This is a genomic window from Mesotoga sp. B105.6.4, assembly GCF_002896535.1.
GTDB lineage: Bacteria > Thermotogota > Thermotogae > Petrotogales > Kosmotogaceae > Mesotoga.
This window is the reverse complement of sequence record NZ_JWIM01000003.1, coordinates 16,232-42,200: the sequence shown is the minus strand read 5'-3', so window position 1 is coordinate 42,200 and position 25,969 is coordinate 16,232. Positions and strand designations below refer to the sequence as shown.

At 46.6% G+C, this 25,969-nt stretch carries 15 protein-coding genes; 5 read left to right on the top strand and 10 right to left on the bottom strand.

The features are described from left to right. Window positions 1–57 precede the first annotated feature (57 nt). Both RJ60_RS00825 and RJ60_RS00820 read right to left on the bottom strand, forming a co-directional pair. A complete protein-coding gene (locus tag RJ60_RS00825) occupies window positions 58–4,968 on the bottom strand; it encodes a hypothetical protein (protein ID WP_103133819.1) in 4,911 nt (1,636 codons plus the stop codon). A gap of 112 nt (window positions 4,969–5,080) precedes the next feature. Then, window positions 5,081–7,111, bottom strand: a complete 2,031-nt coding sequence (locus RJ60_RS00820; RefSeq protein WP_103133818.1) for an InlB B-repeat-containing protein — start codon at window positions 7,109–7,111, stop codon at window positions 5,081–5,083. 392 nt (window positions 7,112–7,503) lie between these two features. Here RJ60_RS00820 and RJ60_RS00815 point away from each other — a divergent pair, with 392 nt between their 5' ends. Then, window positions 7,504–8,661, top strand: coding sequence for a cytochrome c biogenesis CcdA family protein (locus RJ60_RS00815; protein WP_103133817.1), 1,158 nt, complete (start codon window positions 7,504–7,506; stop codon window positions 8,659–8,661). Between the two features lie 404 nt (window positions 8,662–9,065). Then, window positions 9,066–9,263, top strand: coding sequence for a hypothetical protein (locus RJ60_RS00810; RefSeq protein ID WP_180979878.1), 198 nt, complete (start codon window positions 9,066–9,068; stop codon window positions 9,261–9,263). A 170-nt stretch (window positions 9,264–9,433) separates the two neighbouring features. Here RJ60_RS00810 and RJ60_RS00805 read toward each other — a convergent pair whose 3' ends face one another. From RJ60_RS00805 to RJ60_RS00785, 5 genes are all read right to left on the bottom strand, one after another. After that, the gene (locus tag RJ60_RS00805; protein WP_103133816.1) at window positions 9,434–9,898 is read right to left on the bottom strand and encodes a hypothetical protein; all 465 of its coding nucleotides are present in this window, start codon (window positions 9,896–9,898) and stop codon (window positions 9,434–9,436) included. A 22-nt stretch (window positions 9,899–9,920) separates the two neighbouring features. Next, window positions 9,921–10,988: a hypothetical protein gene (locus tag RJ60_RS00800; protein WP_103133815.1), complete on the bottom strand. Its 1,068-nt coding sequence runs from the start codon at window positions 10,986–10,988 to the stop codon at window positions 9,921–9,923. 11 nt (window positions 10,989–10,999) lie between these two features. After that, window positions 11,000–11,782, bottom strand: a complete 783-nt coding sequence (locus RJ60_RS00795) for a hypothetical protein (protein ID WP_103133814.1) — start codon at window positions 11,780–11,782, stop codon at window positions 11,000–11,002. A 14-nt stretch (window positions 11,783–11,796) separates the two neighbouring features. Continuing rightward, a complete protein-coding gene (locus RJ60_RS00790) occupies window positions 11,797–15,666 on the bottom strand; it encodes an Ig-like domain-containing protein (RefSeq protein ID WP_103133813.1) in 3,870 nt (1,289 codons plus the stop codon). A 110-nt stretch (window positions 15,667–15,776) separates the two neighbouring features. Next, window positions 15,777–16,556: a trypsin-like peptidase domain-containing protein gene (locus RJ60_RS00785; RefSeq protein WP_103133812.1), complete on the bottom strand. Its 780-nt coding sequence runs from the start codon at window positions 16,554–16,556 to the stop codon at window positions 15,777–15,779. Between the two features lie 186 nt (window positions 16,557–16,742). Here RJ60_RS00785 and miaB point away from each other — a divergent pair, with 186 nt between their 5' ends. The 3 genes from miaB to priA all read left to right on the top strand — a co-directional run bounded on the left by miaB (window position 16,743) and on the right by priA (window position 22,857). Then, window positions 16,743–18,053 carry a tRNA (N6-isopentenyl adenosine(37)-C2)-methylthiotransferase MiaB gene (miaB, locus tag RJ60_RS00780; protein ID WP_103133811.1) on the top strand — a complete coding sequence of 437 codons (1,311 nt, stop codon included), beginning with the start codon at window positions 16,743–16,745 and terminating at the stop codon, window positions 18,051–18,053. A 1,240-nt stretch (window positions 18,054–19,293) separates the two neighbouring features. Beyond that, window positions 19,294–20,577 carry a nucleotidyltransferase gene (locus RJ60_RS00770; RefSeq protein WP_103133809.1) on the top strand — a complete coding sequence of 428 codons (1,284 nt, stop codon included), beginning with the start codon at window positions 19,294–19,296 and terminating at the stop codon, window positions 20,575–20,577. A 3-nt stretch (window positions 20,578–20,580) separates the two neighbouring features. Continuing rightward, complete coding sequence (priA, locus tag RJ60_RS00765; RefSeq protein ID WP_103133808.1) at window positions 20,581–22,857, top strand: primosomal protein N'; 2,277 nt, start codon at window positions 20,581–20,583, stop codon at window positions 22,855–22,857. 1 nt (window position 22,858) lies between these two features. Here the strand turns inward: priA and RJ60_RS00760 are convergent, their stop codons facing one another. From RJ60_RS00760 to RJ60_RS00750, 3 genes are read right to left on the bottom strand one after another with little or no spacing between them, the layout of a single operon-like run. Beyond that, a complete protein-coding gene (locus tag RJ60_RS00760) occupies window positions 22,859–24,058 on the bottom strand; it encodes an ABC transporter ATP-binding protein (RefSeq protein WP_103133807.1) in 1,200 nt (399 codons plus the stop codon). After that, window positions 24,055–25,071, bottom strand: a complete 1,017-nt coding sequence (locus tag RJ60_RS00755; protein WP_103133806.1) for an ABC transporter ATP-binding protein — start codon at window positions 25,069–25,071, stop codon at window positions 24,055–24,057. The genes RJ60_RS00760 and RJ60_RS00755 overlap by 4 nt, the downstream gene beginning before the upstream one ends. Window positions 25,072–25,084: 13 nt before the next feature. Further along, window positions 25,085–25,966, bottom strand: a complete 882-nt coding sequence (locus RJ60_RS00750) for an ABC transporter permease (RefSeq protein WP_099829035.1) — start codon at window positions 25,964–25,966, stop codon at window positions 25,085–25,087. Window positions 25,967–25,969 lie beyond the last annotated feature (3 nt).

Genomic DNA, 25,969 nt, shown 5'->3' with positions numbered 1-25,969 from the left:
CGGGGATTTCTCCCCGCTGTGAATTACAGTAAATAAAGCAACTGGTTTACTTGAGAGTTATTGCGGCGCCGCGAAAGTCGCAGTTATTGTGGCATCCCCAGTGAGCTCGATGCTTATAGTTTTGCTCGTCAGAGAATCTGAAGTGGACACACCGCCTTCAAGAGTCCAGGTAACGAATATTCTATCTGGCGTCTGCCAAACGTTGGTTCGCTCAACGGCCTCAAGTGTATGGCTAACACAATAAACCACATCACTTGTTGTTGTTGAGTAACGTATGGCATCAAAAACTCCTCCATCAAAAACCCTTACTCCGTCAAGGAGTATATCTGGGTTCTGAGAACCTGCCGTACCCGAATCACTACGCACGAAAACTACATTATAACTCTTGATCGTAAATCGGGCTTCGATATCGACATCCTCGGTGACTGTGAACGTATACTCTGTGTTTGTGCTTACAAGAGTGTCGTCAACGAACCAGCCGCCGAAGTCGTAGCAGCTGTCCGGTGTGGCGGTAACAGTCAACTCTGTTCCGCAGGCATAATTTCCACTGAGGTCGGTCACAGAACCTCCAGCCGTAGGATCGCTGGATACCGTTACGTCGAAGTACAGAAGTTCAAAAACAGCTTCAATAGAGGCATTTCCGATTATTTCGTATAATAGGGTTTCCGCGGAGCTTGTCGAATAACCGCTGGGATCATTGATCTGCCATTCCACGAATTCCCAGCATGGTGACGCTTCGGCTGTCAGTTCGACTATTGTACCTTTCTCAATATCGGCTCCGCCATTACCAGCCCAACCTTCACCTTCCCAGGTAACATCCAGATTGAAGAATCCTTCGAAAGACACCGTGGCCGTAGCCTCGTTGCAGCATACATCCTGAACTGCAAGCCAGGCTGTTCCAGGAGCTTCGGGATCATCCAGGAACCAGTAAATCGTGCTCTTCCACTTTTTACTTATGTACTGGTCTGTGAAGTCGTCCGGCACGAAGAAGTCTCCGGCCTGAAGGTCAAAGCCGAGCGGTTCAACGACTGTGGCTTCCAGACTTCCCTGGCTTACCCAGAAAGATGCTATGTTGAAGCAATTATCCGTCGCTTCCCAGCTTAATTCCAGGTAAGGATCTTCGTTTATATCGTATTTCACATCTCCAAACGAGAAGTCGATTATCTCCGGTGGTTTCGTGTCTATGTCATCTATTACAACTATTGCTTCAACCTCGTTGCCGGCTGCGTCCCAGGCCGTGAACGTGGCCACCAGTGTTGTTCCGCAATCGATTTCTCCAAAGCACCATGTTACCGTACCGCTTATAGGCAGCGAACAATTGCAAGGTACGGAGATTTGCTTCTTCGCTTGTCCGTCGATAGTTCCGATATTCGCTTCTATCGTTCCTACCCACCATTCAATGCAGTTATCGTTGCATACCAAACAGTCTTCGCTTATGATCTCCCAGGTGAGCGTTACACATTCGGCTTCACATGGCTCGTATGGTTCAACTTCAAGCGAAATGTCCGGGGCCAGTGTGTCTATCTTTATCTCTGTCCCGTCGGATGTCTCTCCACAAGCATCCCATGCCGTGAAGGTTATTTCCGCCATCTGGCAGTCAAGTCCGGATATGTTCCATCTCCAGTTAGAATTACCCTGGCCATCCACATCGTTCTTCCATGGAGCATTGGTCTCCTGTCCGTAAGATACCCACTGCATGTTGGTTACATTCGGATCGGGGTCTACGTCTTCCCAGTGTTCTATAGATCCGGCTGTCACTTCTATCACGAAGTCTTCTGGACAGTTGTCGGTTGCTTCCCACGTGAGAAGTGTGGTCGGCGTGTTGTACACGACGTCGCACAATTCCTCCGGATCCGGCACCGGTTCCATGTCAAATTCCCAGGATAGGATCTCGGGCCTTACGTTGTCTATGTTGTAGGTCGCCGTCGCTACCGTCTCGTTTCCACAGCTGTCGATAGCGGTTATTGTGAGCGTTATATCCACACAATCGAGATCCTCGAATGTCCATGTCGCATTTCCAGTAGGCCCAACGACTGCCATGTCACCTATTCCATTTAGTTTTCCATTCAATGCCACCGTGTAAGCCATAGGCGTCGCATCTAGTGTTCCATAGCTAACCTCGAGCATTACTTCTTCAATGCAGTTGTCCGTTACGTCCCAGTTGAATGTCGTGAATGTAGCGCGGTGATCCGGTTCGAGTATGTCCAGCTCTATCGAAGGCGCCATGTTGTCAACAAGAACCGTAGCTTCTTTCGTCGTTGTGTGTCCGCAATAGTCAACTGCGGTTATCGTGTAGGTGAGTACTTCACAGTCTATCTCCGGCAGTTTCCACAGTACTTCACCTGACTCGCAGTCGCTTTCACATATCCATGTGAAGCAATCAATTCCACGGTCGAGACAGCCCTTGGATACGTTTATCATCACGTAATCGAGGCAGTTCTCTTCAACTTCGTAGTTGATATAGACTGATCCGTCAGTTACGCACTCTTCTTCGTCCACTCCAAAGTATTCTATTACCGGCGCCAGGTTGTCCACTGATATGGAATCGGTGTAGTATCCTACGTTCCCGCAAGCGTCGGTCGCGGTAACTGTTACTTCAAGTTCGCAGCAGTCAACGGGGTCCCATGTCAGTGTCGCCGTGCCGCTCAGTCCGTCTTCACTGAGTTCGTAATCAACCTTCGGACCACAATAGCCGGTCTCGGTGAAGGCGTCATCAAAGCCGCAGTTGAAGTTGGCTTCAATTCCGGTGAAGGTCGCTTCCTGGCAATCGGATATCGTCCAGCTGAACACCAGCGAGGTCGCTGTCAGGCTGCAGATATCTCCTCCAAGATCGAATGCAACGACAGGGGCTACGTTGTCCACAAAGAAGGTCTCTGTCCAGGTCGTTGTGTTCCCGCAGTCATCTTCTCCGGTTATCGTTATTGAGATGTCTTCACATTCGGTATTTGGGAATCTCCATTCCCAGTCACTATTATCTAAGTCACCCAGTCCCTCGACAAACTGTCCCTTGTTAACCAAGACATAACCATTGTTGTAGAAGAGGTTTCCGTGGGTTACGGTTATTGTGGTTCCATAGAAGCAGTTGTCGTAAAAGTTCCAGGTCACTTCAGTAGACGCTGTGTTGCATTCAACATCTACGTGTTTCTCGACACGGTCTTCCGGAGGAACATTGTCAATGTCGAACGTGTAGCACAATTCGTAGAACAGTTCGCATTCTCCACAATCTTCCGCCCAAACTCTGACCGTTACGCACATTTCCTCACAGTCCTGACCCGGGAAGTTGTATGTTACCGTTGCCTCACCTGTGGTGAGTAGTTCGGCTTCTTTCGCAAATCTCTCTTCAACAGTCCCCCAGCACGCGTACAGCTCTACCTTCGTTACGTTCAGTATGTCGAAGTAATTGATCTTCACCGGGAAGGTCAGTGTCGTAGCATCGCACGGCACTTCTTCTGGATCGAATCCTATGAAGATTACGTCTTCGTCTGTGAGTCCGTTTATGTCTTCTATCACGAGTGACCATTCGTCAGTGTTTCCACAGTAGTCTTCTACTACTGCCGTCAATGTCGCGTCGGCGCAGGCTACTGTTCCGAACTCCCACCAGAAGGTAATAAGATACTCGCATTCTCCCGGTATAAGTTCCTTGCTTAAGAACTCCGGTACTGTCTCGAATGGACCTTCTACAAGTATGTCGAAATATACAGGATCCGGATTGCAGCAAGTCTTTATGTACAGGTATGTGCCAGTGTCGTAGCATTCGAATTCTTTGTACCAGAAGTTGAGAATTTCGATTACTCCTTCACTGTTGAGTATATATATACCTTCTGCGTAGTTCTTTGTGACAGATTTTGTCACGTTTGTTGCTTTTATCGTCAGTGGCTTGAAGGTGTCCAGTGATACCATCGGCGCTGTGAATGATGCAGTGTAGATGTCGCCATTCTTTTCGGCTACCACTGTTTCATCTTCAAATGTTATCTCCACTACTTCTCCGTTCTGCACTTCTACCGTTATTACAAAGTCCGTGCCTTCACACACTGGATCCGGTTCGTAGCTGTAACCCACAATGTATGGAGAGAATTCCTCGACAAAGTTTGCCGTAATCACTTTGTCTTCATCCATCACGATCGTCTCTTCTGAGTCGGAGCTTTCCAGGTCTCCAGTCCAGCCACCAAAGTACCATCCGGCACCCGCAAGCGCCGTCAGCGAGACTTCCGTTCCCTCTTCATACAGCAGCTCTTCTGGATCGACTGTTACTTCCCCGTCTCCAACTACCATCAGGTCAAGGGTATACAGCGACTTCCCGTTGAGTATGTTGAAGAATCCGCCTTCACCTTCACAGATTGAAAGCGCGTAGTTCGGGAGTCCTAGCGCTTCAAGAGTGTCCTGTGTAAGGTCATACTTCGGATTGTTTGGATATGTTGCAAAGTCCCAAATCCATGCATCTCCCGATTGAATTACAACATAAGAATCGTTCACAAGTATTTCATCAGTGAGCAGCTCGACCTTCTCTGTGAATGTCATGTTTTCGAGGCATTCGAGAGAGTAGAAGATAAGGTCGTCTTCTATGAGTACATAGATTCCCGTCTTGTCTTCCACTGCTGCCATGTCGAATGTTAACTTTGTTTCCTCAAGCGTAACTGTCTTCTTTAGAAGCTCCACACCCCTGGAGTCTCTAACTGAGAGTGTCACTTCGCCTGTCCCAATGCTCGCGAAGAATCTTGATTCGGCCTTGCCTCCACTCAATGCTACTGAAGGCATACCGTTGTCGAACTCGACAACCGCCGCATCCTTTACTCCCTTCACATCGACGCTGAAAGCAAATTCACTGATGCCCATGAGCGAAATCTCACGGGTCAAAGTGAATTCAGCATCAATCGAGGGTTCTCCGCCAAGTTTGAAACATGCAGGCAAGAAAAGCGTTAGTACGACTATTGCCAGTATGAGACCGTAGAAACCCTTGCGTTTAAGCATGCAAACTCAACCTCCTTTTTAGGTTCAACTCAATCATAACAAAGACTAACTTGCAAAACCTGTATTCCATAAACACCACTCAGTACTCTCTGGAACCAACAATAAACTATTACTAAGGAAGATCAATGTTTCTCTCAGCTATTTTATCGTCCGCACCGTCTTTAGCCATGACGTCAACTCTGTTCAATGCGGAATCCACAAATACGCGGAACTCGTAAGCTCCAAGATCAGGCACTGCAAAAGGATTTTCTTCAATCACCTGTATATCTCCATCCGCGGCGAACTCAACAGAAGCACAGAAGGGTGAATTCACAACCACAGTGAACTTGAACTCGGATATACGCAGGATCGGATAGTCGTCGACAAACTCACAGGTCACTTCTATAGCTTTCAGGAGATCGAAGTTCTTGGAAACCAGCAGCTCAGCACCGCTGTATGCCATGACGGTTATTTCTTCTGCATCGAAATCTACAGAGTTCATCTCTATGTCTATTACTCCACCGACGGGAGAGGCCATTGCAGGTATCGGTTCGGCCTCTGGATTACCGGGATACGCGAATTCGACCTTATCCACATTGTCAGAGACTTCGATATGAACGTCATAGATAACTGCGGATGGCAAAGACCACTCTTTCTTTGGAGTGAATGTTGCAAACTTCAGGAAGGCTTCGCTGTAATCCAGTTCCACCACTATCTCTGCCAGAAGATTGCCATCGGCCGTGAAGGCTTTTATCAAAAGGAAATCTGCATCATCAAGCGTGAAGAAATTAAAGATATTCGCTACTCCACCGACCACTGCAGCTTCTGCAACAGGAAGTTCAGTATCATCGCCAGGATAAGAGAATTTCAGTAGAGTGACTTCCGGATCGACTTCGATATGTACGTCATATCTATTTCCCAAAGGACTCTGACCCTGGAAATCAAACTCGGTTACAAAGAAGACCTGCTTGAAAGTAGCGTCTATAGCGTGATTGTCACGTATATCTTCAAGATTGTAGGTCTTATCGGTTGTATCTGGAGAACCGACTACATCGACCAGAGCATTATCGACCGTTACCTGGTCAACGCCATAACCCTCTTCGGGAGTGAAAGTGAATAGAAGATCATCTCCACAATCAACTACTGTTTCGCCTTCGGGATCGACTGCTCCGTTTTCTCCAGCCGTGGAAGTAACCACATAGGTCTTAATGGTAAACACTGCCACCAGGTCGACGTCTTTGGAGACTATGAAGGTGTACTCTACAGCTTCACTGACAAGTTCTTCACCAACAAACCAGCCGTCGAAGTCGTAGCATTCTGCCGGAGTGGCTACTACAGTAGCCTCTTCTCCACAGTCGTAAGTATCCGCACCCATAACCTCTCCGCCCTCTTTGGGCTCGGCGGTAACGGTGACTTCGAACGTCTTCAGGGTGAACTTCGCCACCAGGTCGACGTCTTTGGAGACTGTGAAGGTGTACTCTGCAGCTTCACTGACAAGTTCTTCACCAACAAACCAGCCGTCGAAGTCGTAGCATTCTGCCGGAGTGGCTACTACCGTTATTTCAGATCCGAATACGTACTTACCGCCACCAGAAGCCATTCCGCCTTCTTCAGGGATGACATCCACAGTGACCATGTACTCGTTGTCAAAATGCGCAACAAACGCTCTGTTAGCATTTACGACAAACTCGAGCGGATTGTCTGAACTGATGAATAACTCGTTCTCAGTCCACTCAACGAACTTGAATCCCTCAGCAGCCACAGCTGTTAGTGAAGCTGTGTCGCCAAAAACATAAGAGCGGGCACCTGTTACCGTGCCACCATTTTCGGGGTCAACCGAAGCTTCTATATCGAAAGATTTCTTTACAAAAACTGCTGTTGCCGATATGGAATCTTTCAACACGATTTCTTTAACGTTTTCGCTAAAGCTTCCCAGACCCTCAATTTCCCATTCCTTGAAATCATAGTTTTCTGCCGGTGTCGCTGTAAGTGTCACACTGGCTCCATACTTGTAAGTGTGCATACCAACGGCAGGATCGGTCTCTCCAAGACCCTGGATAGCTATAGTAAGATTGAGATCAATCTTCTTTAGACACCCGGTCAGGAGAAAAGCAAGACCAACAAACAGAACAAGAATCAACAGAACACGAGACCGCTTTGCCACCTTGAACACCCCCTAAGAAGCGTTTGCTTGTAACAGTTTATATTTCTAGAACAACATCAACAACATCGTTAGAGCATTCCGGACTATGAACCACAAACCCACAAAAGCGCCACTCTGATTTTATCACGTTTACAGAATCCATGTCAAATAAATAACCTCTCTCAAAAAACAACTGAGATTCCTTATCAAATTGATGCAGCAAGGATCTTGAGAAATATTATAAACCATGGACTGCCAAATACCAAATGAGTTGGCATACACCTTTTATTTTCTTCGCTAATGATAAGGAAATCTCTTTGATTTCTTGTGAGTACAGCAAGCTTTATTACCCGGGTGGTATAATCTTAGAAATCCAAAAGCGACAAACTTTGTGTGGTTAACGGGGTGAATGTATGAAACGTACTCTACTTCTTGTTTTCTTTAGCCTTATTTGTCTTTCGGCAACCGCTTCGGTAATTATTGATTTTTTCGGAGTTCCCACATGTCAGGAGTGCTTCGAGGCCGAGATGATGATAGACAGTCTCAAATATGAAGTGGAAGAAGAAGTGATTCTGAACAAGTATTTACTTACCGAATCGAAGAATCAGGAGCTCAAGCTGAAATACACGAGGGTTTACAACGTCAATGACAGCGAGGCAGATCTAGTCCCGCTTATTTTTATAGGCAAAGACGCCTTCACCCCATCAAACCTCGATCCGACGGCAGTTCTTGATAGCATGCTGAATTACTCCTCGGAAGAACGGGAGAAAAAGCAACGGGAGATAGATGAACTCGAGGAAGACGTGAGTCAAGTGTTGACGGAAAGATACAGCCAGTTCAGTCTATTCGTCGTTCTAGGAGCAGGTCTTATCGACGGGATAAACCCATGTGCCTTTGCCGTCCTTATATTTCTGGTTTCGTACCTTTATTATGTTGGAAGGGGTAGAAACGAGATACTTGTGGCCGGCCTGTTCTTCGCTATTGGAATCTTTGCCGCTTATCTGGCCATGGGGACGGGTCTTCTCGGCGCCGCAGGGTACATCGACAGCGTTTCCCGTCTCTTTCAGATTGTATTCTATCCGGCGATGACGGTCTTCACCGCAGTTCTGGCAATACTCTCCGTCGTTGACTTCTACAGAATGCGGTACAAAGGTAAGAAGGCTGTGCTTGAACTCTCTAAAGGCCTGAAGCGCAAGACTCACGAGATAATCCGAAAGAACGCGAAGGTCAAGACGATCTGGATCGCATCGCTAATAACCGGAATACTGGTTTCATTTGTGGAGTTCATGTGCACGGGCCAGATATATCTCCCGACGATAGTGTATGTCATAAGCAGCGCCGGAATGTCAGCTCGGGCACTGGGCTTCCTGATAGTATATAATCTCGGTTTCACTGTTCCAATAATCGCGATTACTCTCATTGCTTATTTCAGCTCATCAACAAAGAAGATACAGGAGTTTATGACTTCCACTCAGGCAGCAGCAAAGATCAAGCTGCTCATGGGAGCTTTGTTTGTAGTCTTCTTTGTAATAATGCTTAATATTACGCTTAAGACATTCAATTTGATTTAGGCAGGGAGGCCCCCAGAACTTAGAATAGTACCGATGAAACATGCCCGATGGAAAACATGATTATTCATTTATGACGCCATCTGGCTTCCTGTTCTTGACAAGCTTTATCTTGACAGTACGTCTTTGCCATATCTCATGCAAGAGAAACCTCATCTTTACCCACAAGTCAGGGAATCAAATGCCAATCATATACTGGTGCTTGTGCAAATGCTTTAGTTTTTTCCTGATGTTCCTGATCTTAATTCCTCCCTCGAAGGAGCTCATCATTTCCCATAAGTTAGGGAGCTAAATAGAAATCATATTGTGCTTCTTCTCCCTTGACAATATGTGCTGTGATTGGCTCCTGATGATCCTGATCTTAAGTCCTCCCTTGAGGGAGGAGGGCTCTTGAGAGGAAGAGGAAGATGCTGAGTGACGGAACACCGGTACACAGCTTTCAGACTCTTCTATCTGAAATGAGTACGATTGTCTGTAACGATGCTATCGTACCTGCAGTACCGGAGATGCCTTCATTCAAGATAATTACAACTCCTAACGAAGTACAGAGGAAAGCGCTTGAATTCGCCGGACTGAAACAACTCAGAAAACATAGACAGAAATAACCACTTCATTTCTCTGAAATCATTTCAGATAGCTATTTCTTGCTTGTTCAGTTTGGGGACTTCAGTATAAAGGTATTCTTTTTCACAATAACATGGAAACACTATGTGTTCTTCAAGAATTATCGTGTGAAAGAAAGGAGAAATTGTCCTGTTATTCTAGAGGAGAGCCGCTATTTCTTCAAAGTCCCGGTCCATTCGCCAATTTCTCTTGCAAGGCTATCGAGGTAGATTTTTCCGTCGTTGATAAGAGTGCCGGTTGCCGTGACTGTGACCGTACCGTTCAGTATAACATCTCTCATCTCCCCAAACACGGGCGGATATCGTACCTGCATGGTGACGGTGAGAAAATTATCGGGTTTGTCTGTTACTGTGCCTTCGACATCGACTTTTATCAGTTCATCAAGTCCAGGAGGCATCGTGCTTCCCCAGCCTTTTATGGTGTTTCCGTCCTGATAAGTGATCTTCATTGTGCCGGTACCCTTGATTGTGGTGTTGTCATGTTTCACTTTGCCTTCAAGTTGCCAGGTACCAAAAACGGCAGGAGCGTTTTTCGGGTCGAAGTGTCTATTCCAGAAGCATCCTCCGAGTGTTAGTGCCAAGAGAACAATGAAAAGAACTATGATTCGAGTCTTCATCTTCCCCCTCCTGTTTTTCGTTTTATTTGTGGGCCGTCCATTCGCCTATCTTTCTTACCGGTTTGAGAAGGAATATGCCGTAGCCTTCACCTGTACCAGATGATTCAGCGAAGATAGCGCCGCCTTCTACGCGGAGTTTGCCTTTCATCAGTATATCGTACTTAGCACCATTTACAGGATTTGCCATAGTCCCGGTGATTGTCATCTCAGTGGAGGTAAACTCGATATCCACCGAATCAATCTCAATACTGAATTCCTCGGATTTAACGTTCCCGTGTTCGTCGGTGTAGGTTGAGCTGGCCGTTATCTCTACCGGACCGGACATCTCCCAGTTCTGCTGGCTAATACCCAGCGTACCGGTTCCGGTCGCCTTCACATATCCATATGTTGAGCTTTCGTAGTCTATGGTTCCCGTGAAATTCCAGGTCCCGAGATAAGGATTTGCGAAGCCGTAGTTGTTGGCAAAGACCGCAAAATCCGCAAGGGTTATCGAGCCGTCAGGAGCTCCGGGAACTGAAAAGATTTTCTGCCAGATTCCCGAGTATTGTTTCTCAGATGCACCAACATCGAATTTCTCATCGTACTCTTGCGAACCTTCCGAGAAGCCATACGCGGGAGCGAACGAAGCAAAATCGGACAGTGTGATGTAGCCGTCTCCGTTATAATCGCCTATTAGTTCTGGATCCACGCTATTCTGCTTCCAATAAGAATTGGAGATACGATTCAAAACGATTGTGTCACACTTCGAGATAGCTATGCCGGCCGCGTGTTCCGAAGAGATCAGAAGTACTGGCCTGGAGAAATCAACATTCCTGAAGCCGGAAATGGCTACGGTCAGATCCGAATGGTTGCTGCGTGTTATTATCAAGACTCCCTGAAGAGGAGATAGATCTTCAATTTTGAGACCTTCCCCAACCAGAGTTATCTCTATTGCATCTATTCCTTCTCTTACATAAAGCTCGGCTCCGTCTGGAAGTCTCTGGAGTATATACCGGCCGCTTTGATCGAACCTCGGAAAGTGTCCGACACATGAAGCCATAAGCATTGTGACAACAATAGATATAAACACGATGTATGTCATTATTTTCATCTCAGACCCCCCTACTGGATTGTGATTATCCCGGTATCAGACAGATCGAGTCCACTAATCTCGGGAATCACACCGGTACTGAATTTAACATTTCCTTCGCTAACATATTCGGAGAAGAGTATCTCCGTATTGCCGGCTTTGTCAAGTACATTGACAAATACTCTCAGCAGCTCCGTATTCTGAACATCGAGATCTTTCAGTCCGGCCACGGCCACGTGAATAACACTTTCGGAAGGCTGCTTGATTATTATAAGTCCCCCGACAAGGGACTGGACTATACCGGGACATGTAAGATACTCCGTATCGAACTCAAATACAACTTCAAAGGCGTTTATCTCACCTAAGTTATTGGCTTTAACAACAAAGCTTCCAAGACTGTTCCTGTTTAAAGTGGTATCGATTATTTCGAAGGAGGGCCCTGCAACAACTATGGTGGAAGCCGCGCTCTTCACTGGGTCCCCAGCCTTTCCCTTTATATCTACCGGTATGACTTCGAAATACATGAATTTACCAGCGTCTTGCGAAGTGAGCAAATACTCACGTTTAGTGGCTAAGGGAATCGACTCAAGACCAGTGCCGTCGGCTTTGTCTGAACGATACCATTTGTACTCGGATGCTCCTTCAGGCTCTTGTTCGGGATCCAGAAAAGTGTATTCTCCCTTTACTTTCTGCCCGCTAACGGTATCTCCTGTGATCCTTACATCTGAAGCACTGGGCTTCTTGTTTATCGGTGGACAGGCCGTAAGTGCAATCAGCAAGATCAACATAACGGTGATATAGGCTAATTTTCTCAATCAGATCACCCCATTCAGTTTATGGTTATCGTGCCTGGAATCAGAGTAATATTCGGACTCTTGAATACCTGAGGCGGCTGGCTGTCATCGGCTACCGCAGTTTCGACTGGAGAATCATTATATACATAGCCAGTAAAACCGATGGTTGTACTTCCAGATGAGATCTCAAGTACTGCAATAGTTGCTATCTTAGTCCTTGCCGCGAGGTTCACGGGTTGACCTCCTGCGATGAAATGGATTATTCCACCGGTGTTTCTTATCATGTTCGCAAGCGACCATCCAAGACCGGCATCGTTAGACATGGCTATTACATTCAGCTTTGCTGGATCAAAACTCAAAACGTATTCGATCGCCGCAACACCGAATTCGAAACCTTCGGCGTATATGTCTATATACTCAAAACCATCCATCGTGGTGTTGTTTATCTGGATCGTTCCTTTACTTATAGTCGTGAAGTTCGCAACTAGCGTTCTGTTCTTTGTAGCCGTAAATGAATAACTGGCGTTAGTACTTACCTGCGCTCCATTCTCTGTCCAGTTGACGAACCTGTATCCCTCTTTGGGGGTAGCTGAAAGATTGACAGTATCTCCATGGGTGTAGATCCCTCCACCGGCAGCAGTTCCGCCAGCCGCAGGATTGGCCGAAACGTTTATTGTATAGGTCTTTTTTGTGAGTATCACGTCTACTGTCTCATCGCCATCGACATTGACGTTCCCCGTATCGTTGTTATATCCCGTCTTGCTTATCGTGTATGATCTTGATCCGGACTGAACGTTTGTGAAGACGGCCTTTCCCTGCGCGTCGGTGCTCTTGTTCTCTCCGTTGAAGGCGACGTTAGCACCCTGAACTGCTCCCTGGTTATCGCTCACATTGAAAGTTACCGTATATACTCTGACGAAATTGGCAGTCACCGTTTTGTTTCCGTTCATAGTCAGATTGGCCGGATTTGCAGAGCCGCTCAGATCTCCGCTCCAGCTGTCGAAAGCCCAGCCGGCAGAAGGATTAGCAGTTAATTGAACAACCTCACCGTGATTGTACTTGGATTTGTCCGGGTTTCTGGTTACCGTCCCCTGACCAACTACGTTTGTCGTCAATGTATAGGTCTTGAGATTGAAAGTGGCAGCTATAGTATGATTGGCCGTCACGTTTGTGAAGTTGTATGTGGAGACGGCTCCAACGGAAACTCCATCTACCTTTACGTCTTCTATCTCGTATCCGGTATTCGGGGTTATGTTGAACAATCTATTCGATCCATGTTCTACCTGCACATTCCCTGCGGGGTTTATATTGCCTCCAGCTCCCGCCGTCGCGGTGATCGTGTAGGTCTTCAGTCTGAAGTTGGCTACGAGTGTCCTGTTCGCAGTCGCTGTGAACGAGTAAGCGGCATTCGCGCTCACCTGCACCCCGTTCTCTGTCCAGTTGACAAATTCGTAGCCTTCGTTTGGAGTGGCCAAAAGGTTTACAGTATCTCCGTGAGTGTAGTTTCCTCCGCCGCTCACATTTCCACCGGCCGGAGGATTTGCCGAAACGGTTATTGTGTAACTCTTAAGTCGGAATGTAGCGTGAATGGTGTGGTTAGTCGTGACGTTTTTGAAGTTGTATGTGGAAACGGCCCCAATAGAGACTCCATCTACCTTTACGTCTTCTATCTCGTATCCAGTATTCGGGGTTATGTTGAACAATCTGTTCGATCCATGTTCTACCTGCACATTCCCTGCGGGATTTATACTACCTCCAGCCCCCGCTGTCGCGGTGATCGTGTAGGTCTTCTTTGTGAGTATCACACCGACTGTCTCATCGCCATCGACATTGACGTTGCCAGTCGCGTTGTTGTATCCTATCTTGCTCACCGTATATGCTCTGTTGCCAGCCAGCACTCCAGTAAACACCGCCTTTCCCTGCGCGTCCGTGGCCTTTGTCTCACCGTAGAATGTTACGCTCGCGCCCTGAACTGCTCCCTGGTTATCGCTCACGTTGAAGGTCACTGTATATGTTGGAGGAGGCAGAAGTGAGAAGCTGGCGTGGATCGTGTGGTCAGCAGCGACTTCAGTGAAAGTATACGATGTCCTCGGTCCAACAGACTCCCCATCGATCAGTACGTCTTCAACGTTGTAGCCCTCATCGGGAGTTATAGCAAACTCCTGATCATCTCCATGATTTACTGAGACATCACCAGAGGGATCTATGTTTCCTCCCGCTCCATCCGTCGCGGTGATTGTGTAGGTCTTCAGTCTGAAGTTGGCCACGAGCGTTCTGTTCGCGGTAGCCACGAATGAGTAAGCGGCATTCGTGCTTACCTGCTCTCCATTCTCTGTCCAGTTGACGAACTCATAGCCTTCGTTTGGAGTGGCCACAAGGTCCACAGTGTCTCCGTGGTTGTAGCTCACGGCTCCAGTTACCGTTCCACCGGCAGGAGGATTGGCCGATACAGCTATTGTGTAAGTCTTAAGTCGGAATGTAGCGTGAATAGTATGATTGGCGGTCACGTTGTTGAATGTGTAGCTGGATACAGCTCCAACGGAAACTCCGTCTACTTCGACATCTCCTATGTCATAACTGGCATTGGGAATTATTGCGAATGATTGACTCGAACCGTGGGTAACATTCACATTCCCTGCGGGGTTTATATTGCCTCCCGCTCCAGCCGTCGCGGTGATCGTGTAGGTCTTCAATCTGAAGTTGGCTACGAGTGTCCTGTTCGCGGTCGCCGTGAACGAGTAAGCGGCGTTCGCGCTTACCTGCACTCCATTCTCTGTCCAGTTTATGAATTCATAGCCTTCGTTTGCAGTGGCCACAAGGTTAACAGCATCTCCGTGATTGTAGCTCCCGGCTCCAGTTATTGCTCCACCGGCCGGAGGATTGGCCGATGCGGCTATCGTGTACTTCTTTATTGTGAAGGTCGCTGTTACTGTCTTATTTGAATCCATTGCTATGTTTGCGGGATTTGCAGAACCACTAAGGTCTCCGCTCCAGCCGGCGAAGTTCCAGCCCTCATCCGGGGTAGCGGTAAGCTGTACTTCCTCTCCATAATCGTATGCAGTTTTGTTCGGATTCTTCGTTACAGTTCCCTGGCCTACTACGTTTGTCGTCAGTGTATAGGTCTTGAGCTTGAAAGTTGCGTGGATTGTGTGATCTGATGTAACTTTGGTGTAAGTGTAATTGTCGACTTGCCCGATTGATACTCCGTCAGAAACTACATCTTCTATAGCATAACCATCATCGGCAATTACACTGAAATTAATACTGTCTCCATGATCGACTTCCACCTCTCCGGAAGGATCTATGCTTCCTCCCGGTCCTGCTGTCGCAGTGATAATGTAAGCCTTCCTTTCAAGAGTTACTTCTACAGTTTTGTCCTCATCCACGTTAACGCTTCCAATAGCTTCGTTGTAGCCTGCCTTGTTCACAATGTAATCCTTGTTCCCCGCCAACACACCAGCAAACACTGCTTTGCCACTCGCGTCTGTGGTCTTTGTCTCACTATTGAAAGTGACGTTTGCTCCTTGAAGGGCTCCAGATGAATCACTCACTGAAAACGTTACGGAAAATGATTCTTCTCCCACAACTTGAACGCTGACTTTCTTCAAAGCGCTCTTGTATTTGTCTTTGGTCGCCTCAATTGTAATCTCTGCCTCTCCGGCAGAGACACCGATTACCATACCAGAAGTTGTGACTGTCGCTACCGATTCGTTGTTGGAAGAAAACTTCAAGGTAGCATCCTCTGGTTTTACTTTGATTCGTATCTGCTCCGACTCACCGATTCCAATTGACAGCTCTGAATTCTCTATTGACAGAGTTACGTTTCGAAAAAGAAAGCAACCTTGAGTTGAAAGAACCGCAAAAACAAGCACAATAGCCAATACAACTGATGAAGTCTTCTTCACAGAAATCTACTCCTTGAAGGAAATATGTAATTTCAGAATACCTGCTATTAAGATATTTTACCATGTTGTCATCTTATTCAACAAAGCGGGGTACCTTAGAATATCAACGGTTATTTCAGTTTATTAGTGTAGCGCAGGGCTTCAATGATTTCTTCTATGTGAACTCCCCAACCAGCGTTGAGAAACTGGTTCTCTTCAATTTCCTTTCCGCCTCTTCTGAGTTTCGGGCTGAAGCCCAGCGGCAAATGAACCGTCCTGCTCTGGATTGCCCAGACCTTCCCTTTCATGTCCACTATCGGCCCGCCGCTCTGGCCAAGAAGACCTGGCGAAGAGGTCTCAACGAATTTCGCAATCTTCTTTGCCTCTTTGAGTGCAGGAGCCACTACAGTTCTTGTGTATATTCCCTCAATTGGATAGAGCGAAGGCAAGCTCTTGCTGTCCATCAAAAATCTGGAGTTCTTTTTGTCGAAGGAGGCTCTTATTCTCGAAAAGGGATAACCGACCCTGCACAAGCTAGTTCCAATACTCATTTCCTCAGGTGTCACGAAAACGGGATACTCCATGATCTCAGAGGGGTCGAATGGGTCAAGTCTACCAACAACTAGATCGGACTCTGGGAATGGCTTTATATCCTTCAGGCTCTTTCCATCTCCACCCCACCAAAACGAATGATTTTCAATCTTCTTCTCCGGATCGTTTTCCTTTTTCGTCTGCTGCTGTTTGTATAAGAAATACGATTGCCACAGGTGAGCAACTGTAATTATCCAGCCTTCTCGATTAAGTATCATGAAGGTCCCGCAAGTTGCGGACACCTTGCCCGCACCGCTTCTCGTAAGAACTACGACCGGTCTTGTGAACTGACTTGCTATCCTAAAAGCTTCCGAAAACACTTCGCACCTCCAGTAGCGTTGCCTGAATTCAGATGTTGCTCTTAGCCGATAGTCTCTATCCAGAGACTTTTCGCTTGCATTTTCGTACAAAGAGACACATTAGAATGGTAACATACCGGGGTTTCTCGTCCTAACTTAATGCGGTACAATTTAGCTGATCAATGATATCGGATTAGGAGTGATCACTTGAAAGTAGCATTCAGGACATTCGGTTGCCAGATGAATATGAACGATACAGAAGCTATGATGGGTATTCTCTCTGCCGCCGGTCACAAGATTGCAGGCAATGAGGAAGAAGCAGACGCAATCATCGTAAACACATGCGCCGTAAGAGGCAAATCTGAGGACAAGCTGTACGGCAAACTAGGCCAACTGAAGGCGCTTAAGAAGAAGAACGGGAGACTTCTGGTAGGTGTCTGCGGATGTGTAGCCGAGAAGAACGCCACCGAACTGCTTACTCACAAAGAGGTCGACTTCGTGTTTGGGACACGCTCGATTACGAAAGTAGATGAATTGCTCGGAAGAGCGGAGTCGGGCGAGAGATTCATAGAGATGGGCGACTTCATTGATGAACTCGATTCGGATACTCCTAGAATTAGGACTAGCTCGCACCACGCCTGGATCACAATTATCTTTGGCTGCGACAAATTCTGTTCTTACTGTATTGTGCCATATACAAGAGGTAGAGAGAAGAGCAGGGAAATGGAAGACATCCTATCCGAGGCAAGAGAACTTGCTGGAAGGGGTTATAGAGAGATTACCTATTTGGGACAGAATGTCGACTCTTATGGCAAGGATCTGGATGATGGATCGTCCCTTGCAAATCTTATTAGAAAGACTTCAAGAATAGAAGGGATTGAGAGAATCTGGTTCCTAACCTCCTATCCGAGGGACTTCAGTGACGAACTGATAGATGTTATAGCTTCATCCGAAAAGATATCTCGCTCCATCCACTTGCCCGTTCAGTCGGGAAGTGATCGAATCTTGAAAGCAATGAACAGGGGCTATTCGAGAGAGTACTATCTAGATCTCATCGAGCGTGTCAAAACAAGAATTCCTGATGCAACCTTGAGCACTGATATTATCATCGGCTTTCCCGGGGAGACAGAAGAGGAGTACGTAGAAACGGTTTCGCTTGTAAAGGAAATCAGATTTGAACGAATCAACCTGGCAATGTATTCACCCAGAGAAGGCACGTTATCTGCAAGAAAGATGGCCGATGATGTTCCACAAGAAGTGAAGACTAGAAGGCTCAATGATCTTCTCGCTTTGCAAAAACACATCAACAGGGAAGAAAATGAGAAGTATCTTGACAAAGTTATAGATGTAATCGGCGAAGGCAAGATCAAAGGAAACGGCAAGATCTACGGAAGAACAATGAACAATAAAATCGTCATCTACGAAGCACAACCCGAACTGATCGGCAAATCTGTTAAGATCAAAGTAGATAGAGTATCCGCGGGACCGTTGTATGGAGAGATCGTGGGAGTGGGGTGAGGTTAGAGGTTAGAGAGTCAAGATCTTATCGCTCTTCCAACCTCTCATCTCTGTCCTCTGACCTCAGTTTTACGAAGAACCTGGACGCTTGGTGTCGGAACGAAGAACCGTTCTTCGAAGGACGTTTCATGGTCTTGACGAAGGACCAAGGACTGATCTCTTGAGCATGACGACATGTGAGGTTCTCAGAACGACCTTGCTTTTGAGTTCTCTTTCGAGAGACTCATTATTATCTTTAGTTAGGGAGTTAGTGAGGAATAATATGATACTCCTTCTCCCTTAACAAGGTATGCTGTGTATGGCTCTTGATGATCCTGATCTTAAGTCCTCCCTTGAGGGAGGAGGGCCACGCAGTGGCGGAGGGTGTTGGTCTATGAAGATAGATAGCGAAAAACGGGACAGACGTCAGGACCCCGCCGGTCCCTGCTTTTGCTTCTTGGCTTTTCACAGCGCTCAGCGTGCAGCGTATTTTGATAAGCGGATCTTCAGGTTGCAAACACCCGCCCCGCTCAAATTGGGATTGTGGATCAAGAGCATATAGCCAGGTTCATTTGCTAATGATGACAATTCTGGAAGTAAGAAGCGAAATGATCGAACTCCAAAGAAGATGATGTGTTGAATGATAAGCCCCTCAAGCGGGGGGCTAAAGAACAAGAGTGTAGATATTCGCATAGTCAGGTCTATTTGATAGTGATGACTGATTCTGGAACTAGGGAACAAAATGATTTGGCATCAAAGAGATGATGCGGGTAATGATGAGCTCTCGAGAGGGGCGCCGATGGCTTCATCGCCGACGGGATATTTCTAACCGGTCTTCTCAGAGAACGGCGACCTGTGACGGACAGCGTGGTCTTCAGCGAGCAGCTTGTTCTCTCAAGCGTTGAGCGACTCTTATCGAAGGACGGTTAAATACAGCGTGTAGCGGCTCTTTCGAAGGGCGGTTGACCGGCCTTTTGACATGACTGAATCAATAGCAGAATAGGTAGTGAATATACACTCGAGAGGAAAAAAGCAGGGGCAAGATGTTTGATCAAGTTCAGCCTGACCTGGCGTTACGTTTAATCTTGATCTTCGGACCTCTACCTTTTCACCTCTAAATTGATTATGATCTGATCCAAAGACGCCCTTTTCCACCGAAGATACCTGGCTTGAGCTTGTGATGATGGCTCCAAAGTAGCGGGTTGTGTTATCGATAATAAGAATAGCAACGCGATATGTTCTTCAAATTGGAGGTCCGTAAATGAAGGTGCTTGGTCTCGTTGTGGAATACAATCCCTTTCATAATGGCCATTTTTATCATCTTTCACATTCGAAAGAGATTGTGAAGCCGGATGTCACCGTTGCGGTGATGAGCGGCAATTTTGTTCAGCGAGGAGAGCCTGCAATTGTCGAGAAGTTTGCAAGGGCAAAAGCAGCTCTAGAGCAAGGTGTCGACCTGGTTCTCGAATTGCCGGTAGTGTACTCCTTGCAGGACGCCGGAGGGTTCGCAACGGGATCAATATGGACGCTTGACCATGTGGGAGTAACAGATGTCGTTTTCGGGAGTGAGACAGACGATATAGACCTCATGAAGGCCGTGTCCAAAGTTCTGATCAAAGAACCGGAACACTATCAGGATCTTTTGAAGAAACATCTTAAGACAGGTCATTCATTTCCTAATGCCAGAAAGTATGCTCTGAGAGACTTCATACATACTGAAAATGCGGCTCTTTCACACCGAATTGAAGAGATAGGTTCATCCAACAACATCCTGGGTGTGGAATACTTGAGAGCGATTCAAGAGATAAAGAGCAAGATGATTCCCCACTCAATGAGAAGAGTCGGCGCTTCTTATACTGATGAAGAGCATCGTGGAGAATTTTCTTCCGCAACGGCAATCAGAAGGCTGATTCAAAATGGCAATATCGAGAGCGCTTCTCAAACAATGCCAAAGGAATCCCTTGATATAATCCTTCGGGAAATCAGGTGCGGAAGAGGTCCCGTCTTCAAAGAAGATGTTGAGTCCTTTCTCATTTCCTTCTTCAGGCTCTTATCAAGAGAGGATTATTGCCGATATTATGGGTTCGTCGAAGGTCTAGACGCGAGATTTCAAGAATGTTCCATAGAAGGTAGTCTTGAAGGGTTTCTGCACTGCGTCAAATCGAAGCGGTTCACCTTATCTAGAATCAGACGGCTTATGTACTATCCCATCTTCAAGTTCACCGATGACCTAATAAGAAGAAGCAACGAACTCGGCCCTCAATACATTCGGATACTGGGCTTCAATGAAAAGGGAAGAACTCATCTTTCGAACATCAAGCACTCAACGAATATCCCATTCATAACCACGGCTTCTTTATGGAGAAAAGTAGTAGACAAATCTCTCAAAGATGAAATGAAGATAGATGTTGACTTGCTTGAGGCACAGCTGAAGAGGGATTTCACAGCCGTAAGATTTTACTCAAGTCTCTACAAGTATCCCGAAAGCAGAGCAAGAGGCTCTGATCTATTATCACAAATTATTTACTACAGACAGGAGCGGTAGCCAATGCTAATCCGGGTCGCGATCTCAAATTCGCCTCTATACGATACATACACTTACGAAACTGATGAACCTGTAAAGCCTGGTGAGAGGGTCGAAGTGAATTTCGCCGGGCGAAATGCCATAGGTTATGTAGTATCGCTGGAAGAAAAAAGAGGACCCTTCAAGATCAAGAGTGTGAACAAGAAAGTCGATGATCGTTCCTTTCTTTCACAAGTGGATCTCGAACTCGCAAAGTTTGTTATGAGAGAGTATTTGGCACCCCCAGGCAAAGTATTCGATTTGTTCTTTCCGCCGGGCAAGCTGCTTTCAATCGATGATTACGTTGTTGCCTTTTCAGACGAGCTTGGATTTCCACCTACTCAAAAGGATAAATTCATCACGAAGTTTGGCGAAGACTATCTCAAAAAACTTCTCGCCTCCAGAAAAGTGAAGATCATGCATAGCTTTGACCGGAAGACTCCGAAGAAGCGAAAGACAAAGCGAGTGTCGCTTGCAAAGAAGGCAGGGATTCTAGAAGAGGAGCTCACGCCGCTATGGCAGATCATAGTTGATTATCTGCTTTCAGTTGAATCGGAAGAGATAACCGAGCTGGAAAAGAAACTCAAGCTCAGAAGTCGAAGTCCGATCGATACGTTGATCTCAAAAGGAATTCTTTTGGTAGAGGAAATTGAGGAAGACGACTCCCACTGGGTAATTCCTGCCGTCGATGAGCTAAGTGTCAGCCAGAAAGAGGTATACAGAGAGATAATGGAAAGCGACTCAAAGTCCTTTCTTCTCCACGGGTTGACAGGCACCGGAAAGACAGAGGTTTACTTCAAGGTTATGGAATACTGGCTAAATAGAGGCCGGCAAATACTGTATCTTGTCCCCGAAGTGTCGTTGACTCCGCAACTCCTCGCAAGGATCAGGGGAGCCTTTCCGGGAAGAGATGTTAGACAGTACCACAGTTACATGACCCGAGTACAGCGCCAGATGATCTGGCTCGATTCAGTTGAAGGGAATGTAGACATCCTGGTTGGTACGAGGAGCTCGCTTTGGGTACCAATGAAGAATACAGGTCTAATAATCGTAGACGAGGAGCATGACTCGAGTTTCTATCAGCAGAGTGTGCCTTTCTACGACGGGGTTCAGGTTGCAATCCGCAAAGCAGAACTGGGGAACATACCTGTGATTCTAGGATCTGCGACTCCAAGAGTTGATCACTATCATCTTACCGAATCAGGCAAGATTTCCTTATTATCTCTTACCGAAAGACCTGTCGGCTCATTCCCAACGATTAGAGTAATCGACATGAGAGATGAGAAAAATCCCATAATAAGCAAACAAGCACTTGAAGAGATAAAGCGGACTGTCTCGGAAGGAAAACAGGTATTCGTTTTTGTGCATAGGAAAGGTTATTCGAATTACGTCGTTTGCTACACATGTGGAAAGACTATCACCTGTCCTCACTGCTCGGTATCCATGACTTTTCACAGAAACGATAATTTGCTTAAGTGCCATTACTGCGGTCACAGGAGCGCGATCCCAAAAGTCTGCCCAGAATGCGGATCTATGACTCTCTCTGCAAGGGGCTTTGGAACGGAGAGAGTGGAACACGATCTTCAAAAGTTCTTTCCGTCCACGAAAATCATGAGGATGGATAGAGAGACGATCGACAACCCGATTGCGTATGAAAAGGCCTTGCTTGAGATCTCCAGAAAAAACTGCCAGGTAATTGTTGGAACGAAGATGATTACGAAGGGTCTTGACTTTCCGGATGTTGAGATGGTTCTTATCGTCGATGCGGACAGGCTGATGAGCTTCCCCAGTTATGACAGTTCAGAGACCGCCTTTCAGCATATCGCGCAGGTTAGTGGGCGCTCAGGCCGGGCAAGTGTAGGAAAAGCGTTCATTCAAACTTTCAATCCAAACAACAGAATTATGAGAGCAGCCTGTGAAAGAGACTTCGAGTCCTTCTATGAAGGCGAAATCACACTTCGAAAGAAACTGAACAACCCGCCATTCAGTAGAATCGCCGAGATTGTCTGTTATGGAAATTCAGAGGATGAAAGCGGAGAACTGGCAGAATGGGTTTTAAAAGAGATACAAGAGTCAGGAGTCAGTTCTCTAGAAGTCTTCGGACCCCTCGCTCCTCTTCTCTCCAAGCTGAAGAATTCTTATAGAATGAAATTAGTGGTGAAGATGCCTATAGATGGAAGCTATGGGTTCCTAGAAAAGATTCAGAAGAAACATCCCGCCGATATCCAGATAATCATCAACGGCATCGGCGGAATGGTATAGATCATAAACCTCTCTTCAGTTCTCCAGGGAAGAAACAGGACACGAAATGCCCTCCACCTACGTCCTGAAGCTTGGGTTCTTCCTTTGAGCAAACGTCCTTCGCTATCGGACATCTCGGATGAAATCTACAGCCAGAGGGTGGATTTATTGGGCTGGGAACGTCCCCTTCGAGAAGTATTCTTTGTTTCTTCTTTTCAGGGTTAGCCTCGGGAATTGCAGACATCAAAGAGACCGTGTACGGATGGAGAGGGTTATCGAATAATTTCTTCTTGTCTGATAGCTCGCCTATCTTTCCGAGGTACATAACGGCAACGCGCTTGCTTACATGCTTCACGACTCCAAGATCGTGTGCAATAAACAGGTATGTAAGTCCGAACTCCTTTTGAAGATCACTTAGAAGATTTAGAATCTGGGCTTGAATCGAAACGTCAAGCGCGGAGACGGCCTCGTCGCATACAATAAGCCTTGGATTCAGAATTAGCGCCCTGGCAACTCCTATCCTCTGTCGCTGCCCGCCGCTGAACTCATGAGGGAACCTCGACATATGATCCTTTGACAGACCGACTTTTGTCATAATATCGGCGACTTTGTCCAGAACGTCACGGCCGGTTGCAAGACCATGAATTCTTGCTCCCTCGCCGATTATGTTCTTAACCCTCATTCTTGGATTAAGCGAAGAAAAGGGATCCTGGAAGATAATCTGAGCATCTCTTCTAAAAGCCTTCCTCTTCTCTTCTCTATTTCCCAGAAGACTCTTGATGAACTCACTCCTGTCTTCATTGAACTCTTTGAAATACTTCTCAGCCATACTCTTATCGAACTCATCTTCAATAGAGCTAAGGGCACCCTCAACCGTCCCTGCCTTTGCTTTCAAATCGACGAATTTATCAATATACGTACTTTTCAGGTACTTTCTTGCCTTCAAAGCCGGCATGAAGAAATGCGTCGTATCTTCGTCTCCAACGATTATTCTTCCCGAGGTCGGCTCATATAATCTTAGAACAGTCATCCCGGCAGTTGTCTTTCCACAACCTGACTCTCCGACTAGCCCAAGTGTCTCCTTCTCATATACATTGAAACTGACGTCATCCACGGCCTTCACCTGATCAACAACTCTTCTGAAGACTCCTGCTTTTACTGGAAAATATTTTATTAGTCTGTCTGATCTGAGAAGCAGTTTGCTTTCGCTGGATTTACTCATGCAGTCTCACCTGCCCTAGATACCTTGATAGTTTCAATGAGCTTATCGATATGCCAGCAGGCAGCAGTGTGTTCGTTTTCTACCTCTACCAGTGGCGGCTCTTCCTTTCGGCACTTATCGGTAGCGAGAGGGCATCTCGTATTGAACCTGCATCCGTCCGGGAAATCAAGAGGGTCAGGAACGACACCGGGAATGTTATAGAGAACCTCTTTATCTTCATCCAGCTTGGGAATCGCATTCATTAGCCCCCAGGTGTATGGATGCCTTGGATTTTTGAATAGGGTATGAACGTCGGCATATTCAACAACCTTTCCGGCGTACATCACTACGACTCTCTGGGCCATCTCGGCAATGACTCCCAGGTCATGAGTAATCATTACTAGAGCCATACCATACTGATCCTGAAGAGACTTCATGAGCTCAAGTATCTGCGCCTGAATAGTCACGTCAAGAGCAGTCGTGGGCTCATCTGCGAAAAGCAGTTTGGGATTACAGGATAGAGACATCGCTATCATAGCTCTTTGGCGCATCCCTCCAGAGAGTTCGTGGGGATATTCATCGATCCGCTTTTCAGGTTCGGGAATTCCAACCTTCTTAAGCATATCTATTGCCATTTTCCGGGCCTTCTTTTCGTCAACATCCTGATGAAGCAAGATAGCTTCCATTATCTGGAATCCTATCGTGAAAACCGGATTCAGAGCCGTCATGGGTTCCTGAAAAATCATAGCCATATCGTTTCCCCTGATCTTCATCATCTTGGATTCCGGAATCGCCATTACATCTTGGTCGTCGAAGATTATCTTACCGCCTGCAATTTCCCCCTTCTCGTCAAGAAGTCTCATTATCGAAAGAGAGGTGACACTCTTTCCGCAGCCAGATTCACCGACGATTCCAAGCGTCTCTCCGGGAAAGACCTCGAACGTCACTCCATCGACGGCTTTCACGATTCCATCCTCTGTGTGAAAATAGGTTCTCAAATCTTCAACCTGCAACAGTGCTTTCTTCTCATCCATGACTCAAACCTCCTTAGCTTCTCATTCTCGGGTCGAAGATATCCCTAAGCGCATCTCCGACAAGGTTCCATGCAAGAACGAAGAGCACCATGGCAGTACCGGGGAAGACAATTGCAAACCATGACTGGTCAAGCATCGTCATCCAGTTCCTTGAATAGGAAAGTATCGTTCCCCAGTCGGCATAACCCGGTTCTGCCCCAACCCCTAGGAAGCTCAATCCTGCTGCAGTAATAACATAAGAACCTATTCTCATTGACATCTGAACGACAACCGGAAAGATCGTGTTTGGAAGGATATGCTTGATAATAATCTTCCAATCCTTCTGTCCAAGAGCTTTTGCTGCGAGCACATATTGCTCTTCTCTCGCTTGAAGGATATTTCCCCTAATAAGACGCGCTGTGCTCATCCAACCGAAGATTATCAAAGCAATTATAACTTTGTCTAGACCCTTGCCCAGAATCGTTGTCATAACCATTGCAGCAACCAGGAAGGGAATCGACAAGAATATATCCGTTATCCTCATGAGGATTTCATCGACCCAACCACCAAAGTATGCGGCTATAGATCCCACAATGACTCCAATCAAAGATGCAAAGCCTGTTATGATTAGACCCAGTCTAAATGCAGTTCTAGTTCCCCAGACAACACCATAGAAAACATCTCTTCCACCGATAACCCCAAACGGGTGTTCGGCTGAAGGAGCTATCGGTTTCGACGACCACGAAACTCTTGGAATCTGGTAATTGTCACCCATTTCATTAACACCAGCAATCTGAGGGGCAAAGATCGCTATGATTATGAAGAAGATCAGCAGACAAGTACCAAGAACTGCCGTTCCGTTTGTCCAATATTTCTTCATTATCTTTCTGAATTCACTCTTTCTCTTTGCAGGCATCAA

Bases quoted from the DNA above. Each gene is read 5' to 3' on its own strand.
- RJ60_RS00825 (WP_103133819.1), bottom strand. From the start codon at position 4,968: ATGCTTAAACGCAAGGGTTTCTACGGTCTCATACTGGCAATAGTCGTA.
- RJ60_RS00815 (WP_103133817.1), top strand. From the start codon at position 7,504: ATGAAACGTACTCTACTTCTTGTTTTCTTTAGCCTTATTTGTCTTTCG.
- RJ60_RS00810 (WP_180979878.1), top strand. From the start codon at position 9,066: ATGCTGAGTGACGGAACACCGGTACACAGCTTTCAGACTCTTCTATCT.
- RJ60_RS00805 (WP_103133816.1), bottom strand. From the start codon at position 9,898: ATGAAGACTCGAATCATAGTTCTTTTCATTGTTCTCTTGGCACTAACA.
- RJ60_RS00800 (WP_103133815.1), bottom strand. From the start codon at position 10,988: ATGAAAATAATGACATACATCGTGTTTATATCTATTGTTGTCACAATG.
- RJ60_RS00770 (WP_103133809.1), top strand. From the start codon at position 19,294: ATGAAGGTGCTTGGTCTCGTTGTGGAATACAATCCCTTTCATAATGGC.
- priA (WP_103133808.1), top strand. From the start codon at position 20,581: ATGCTAATCCGGGTCGCGATCTCAAATTCGCCTCTATACGATACATAC.
- RJ60_RS00760 (WP_103133807.1), bottom strand. From the start codon at position 24,058: ATGAGTAAATCCAGCGAAAGCAAACTGCTTCTCAGATCAGACAGACTA.
- RJ60_RS00755 (WP_103133806.1), bottom strand. From the start codon at position 25,071: ATGGATGAGAAGAAAGCACTGTTGCAGGTTGAAGATTTGAGAACCTAT.
- RJ60_RS00750 (WP_099829035.1), bottom strand. From the start codon at position 25,966: ATGCCTGCAAAGAGAAAGAGTGAATTCAGAAAGATAATGAAGAAATAT.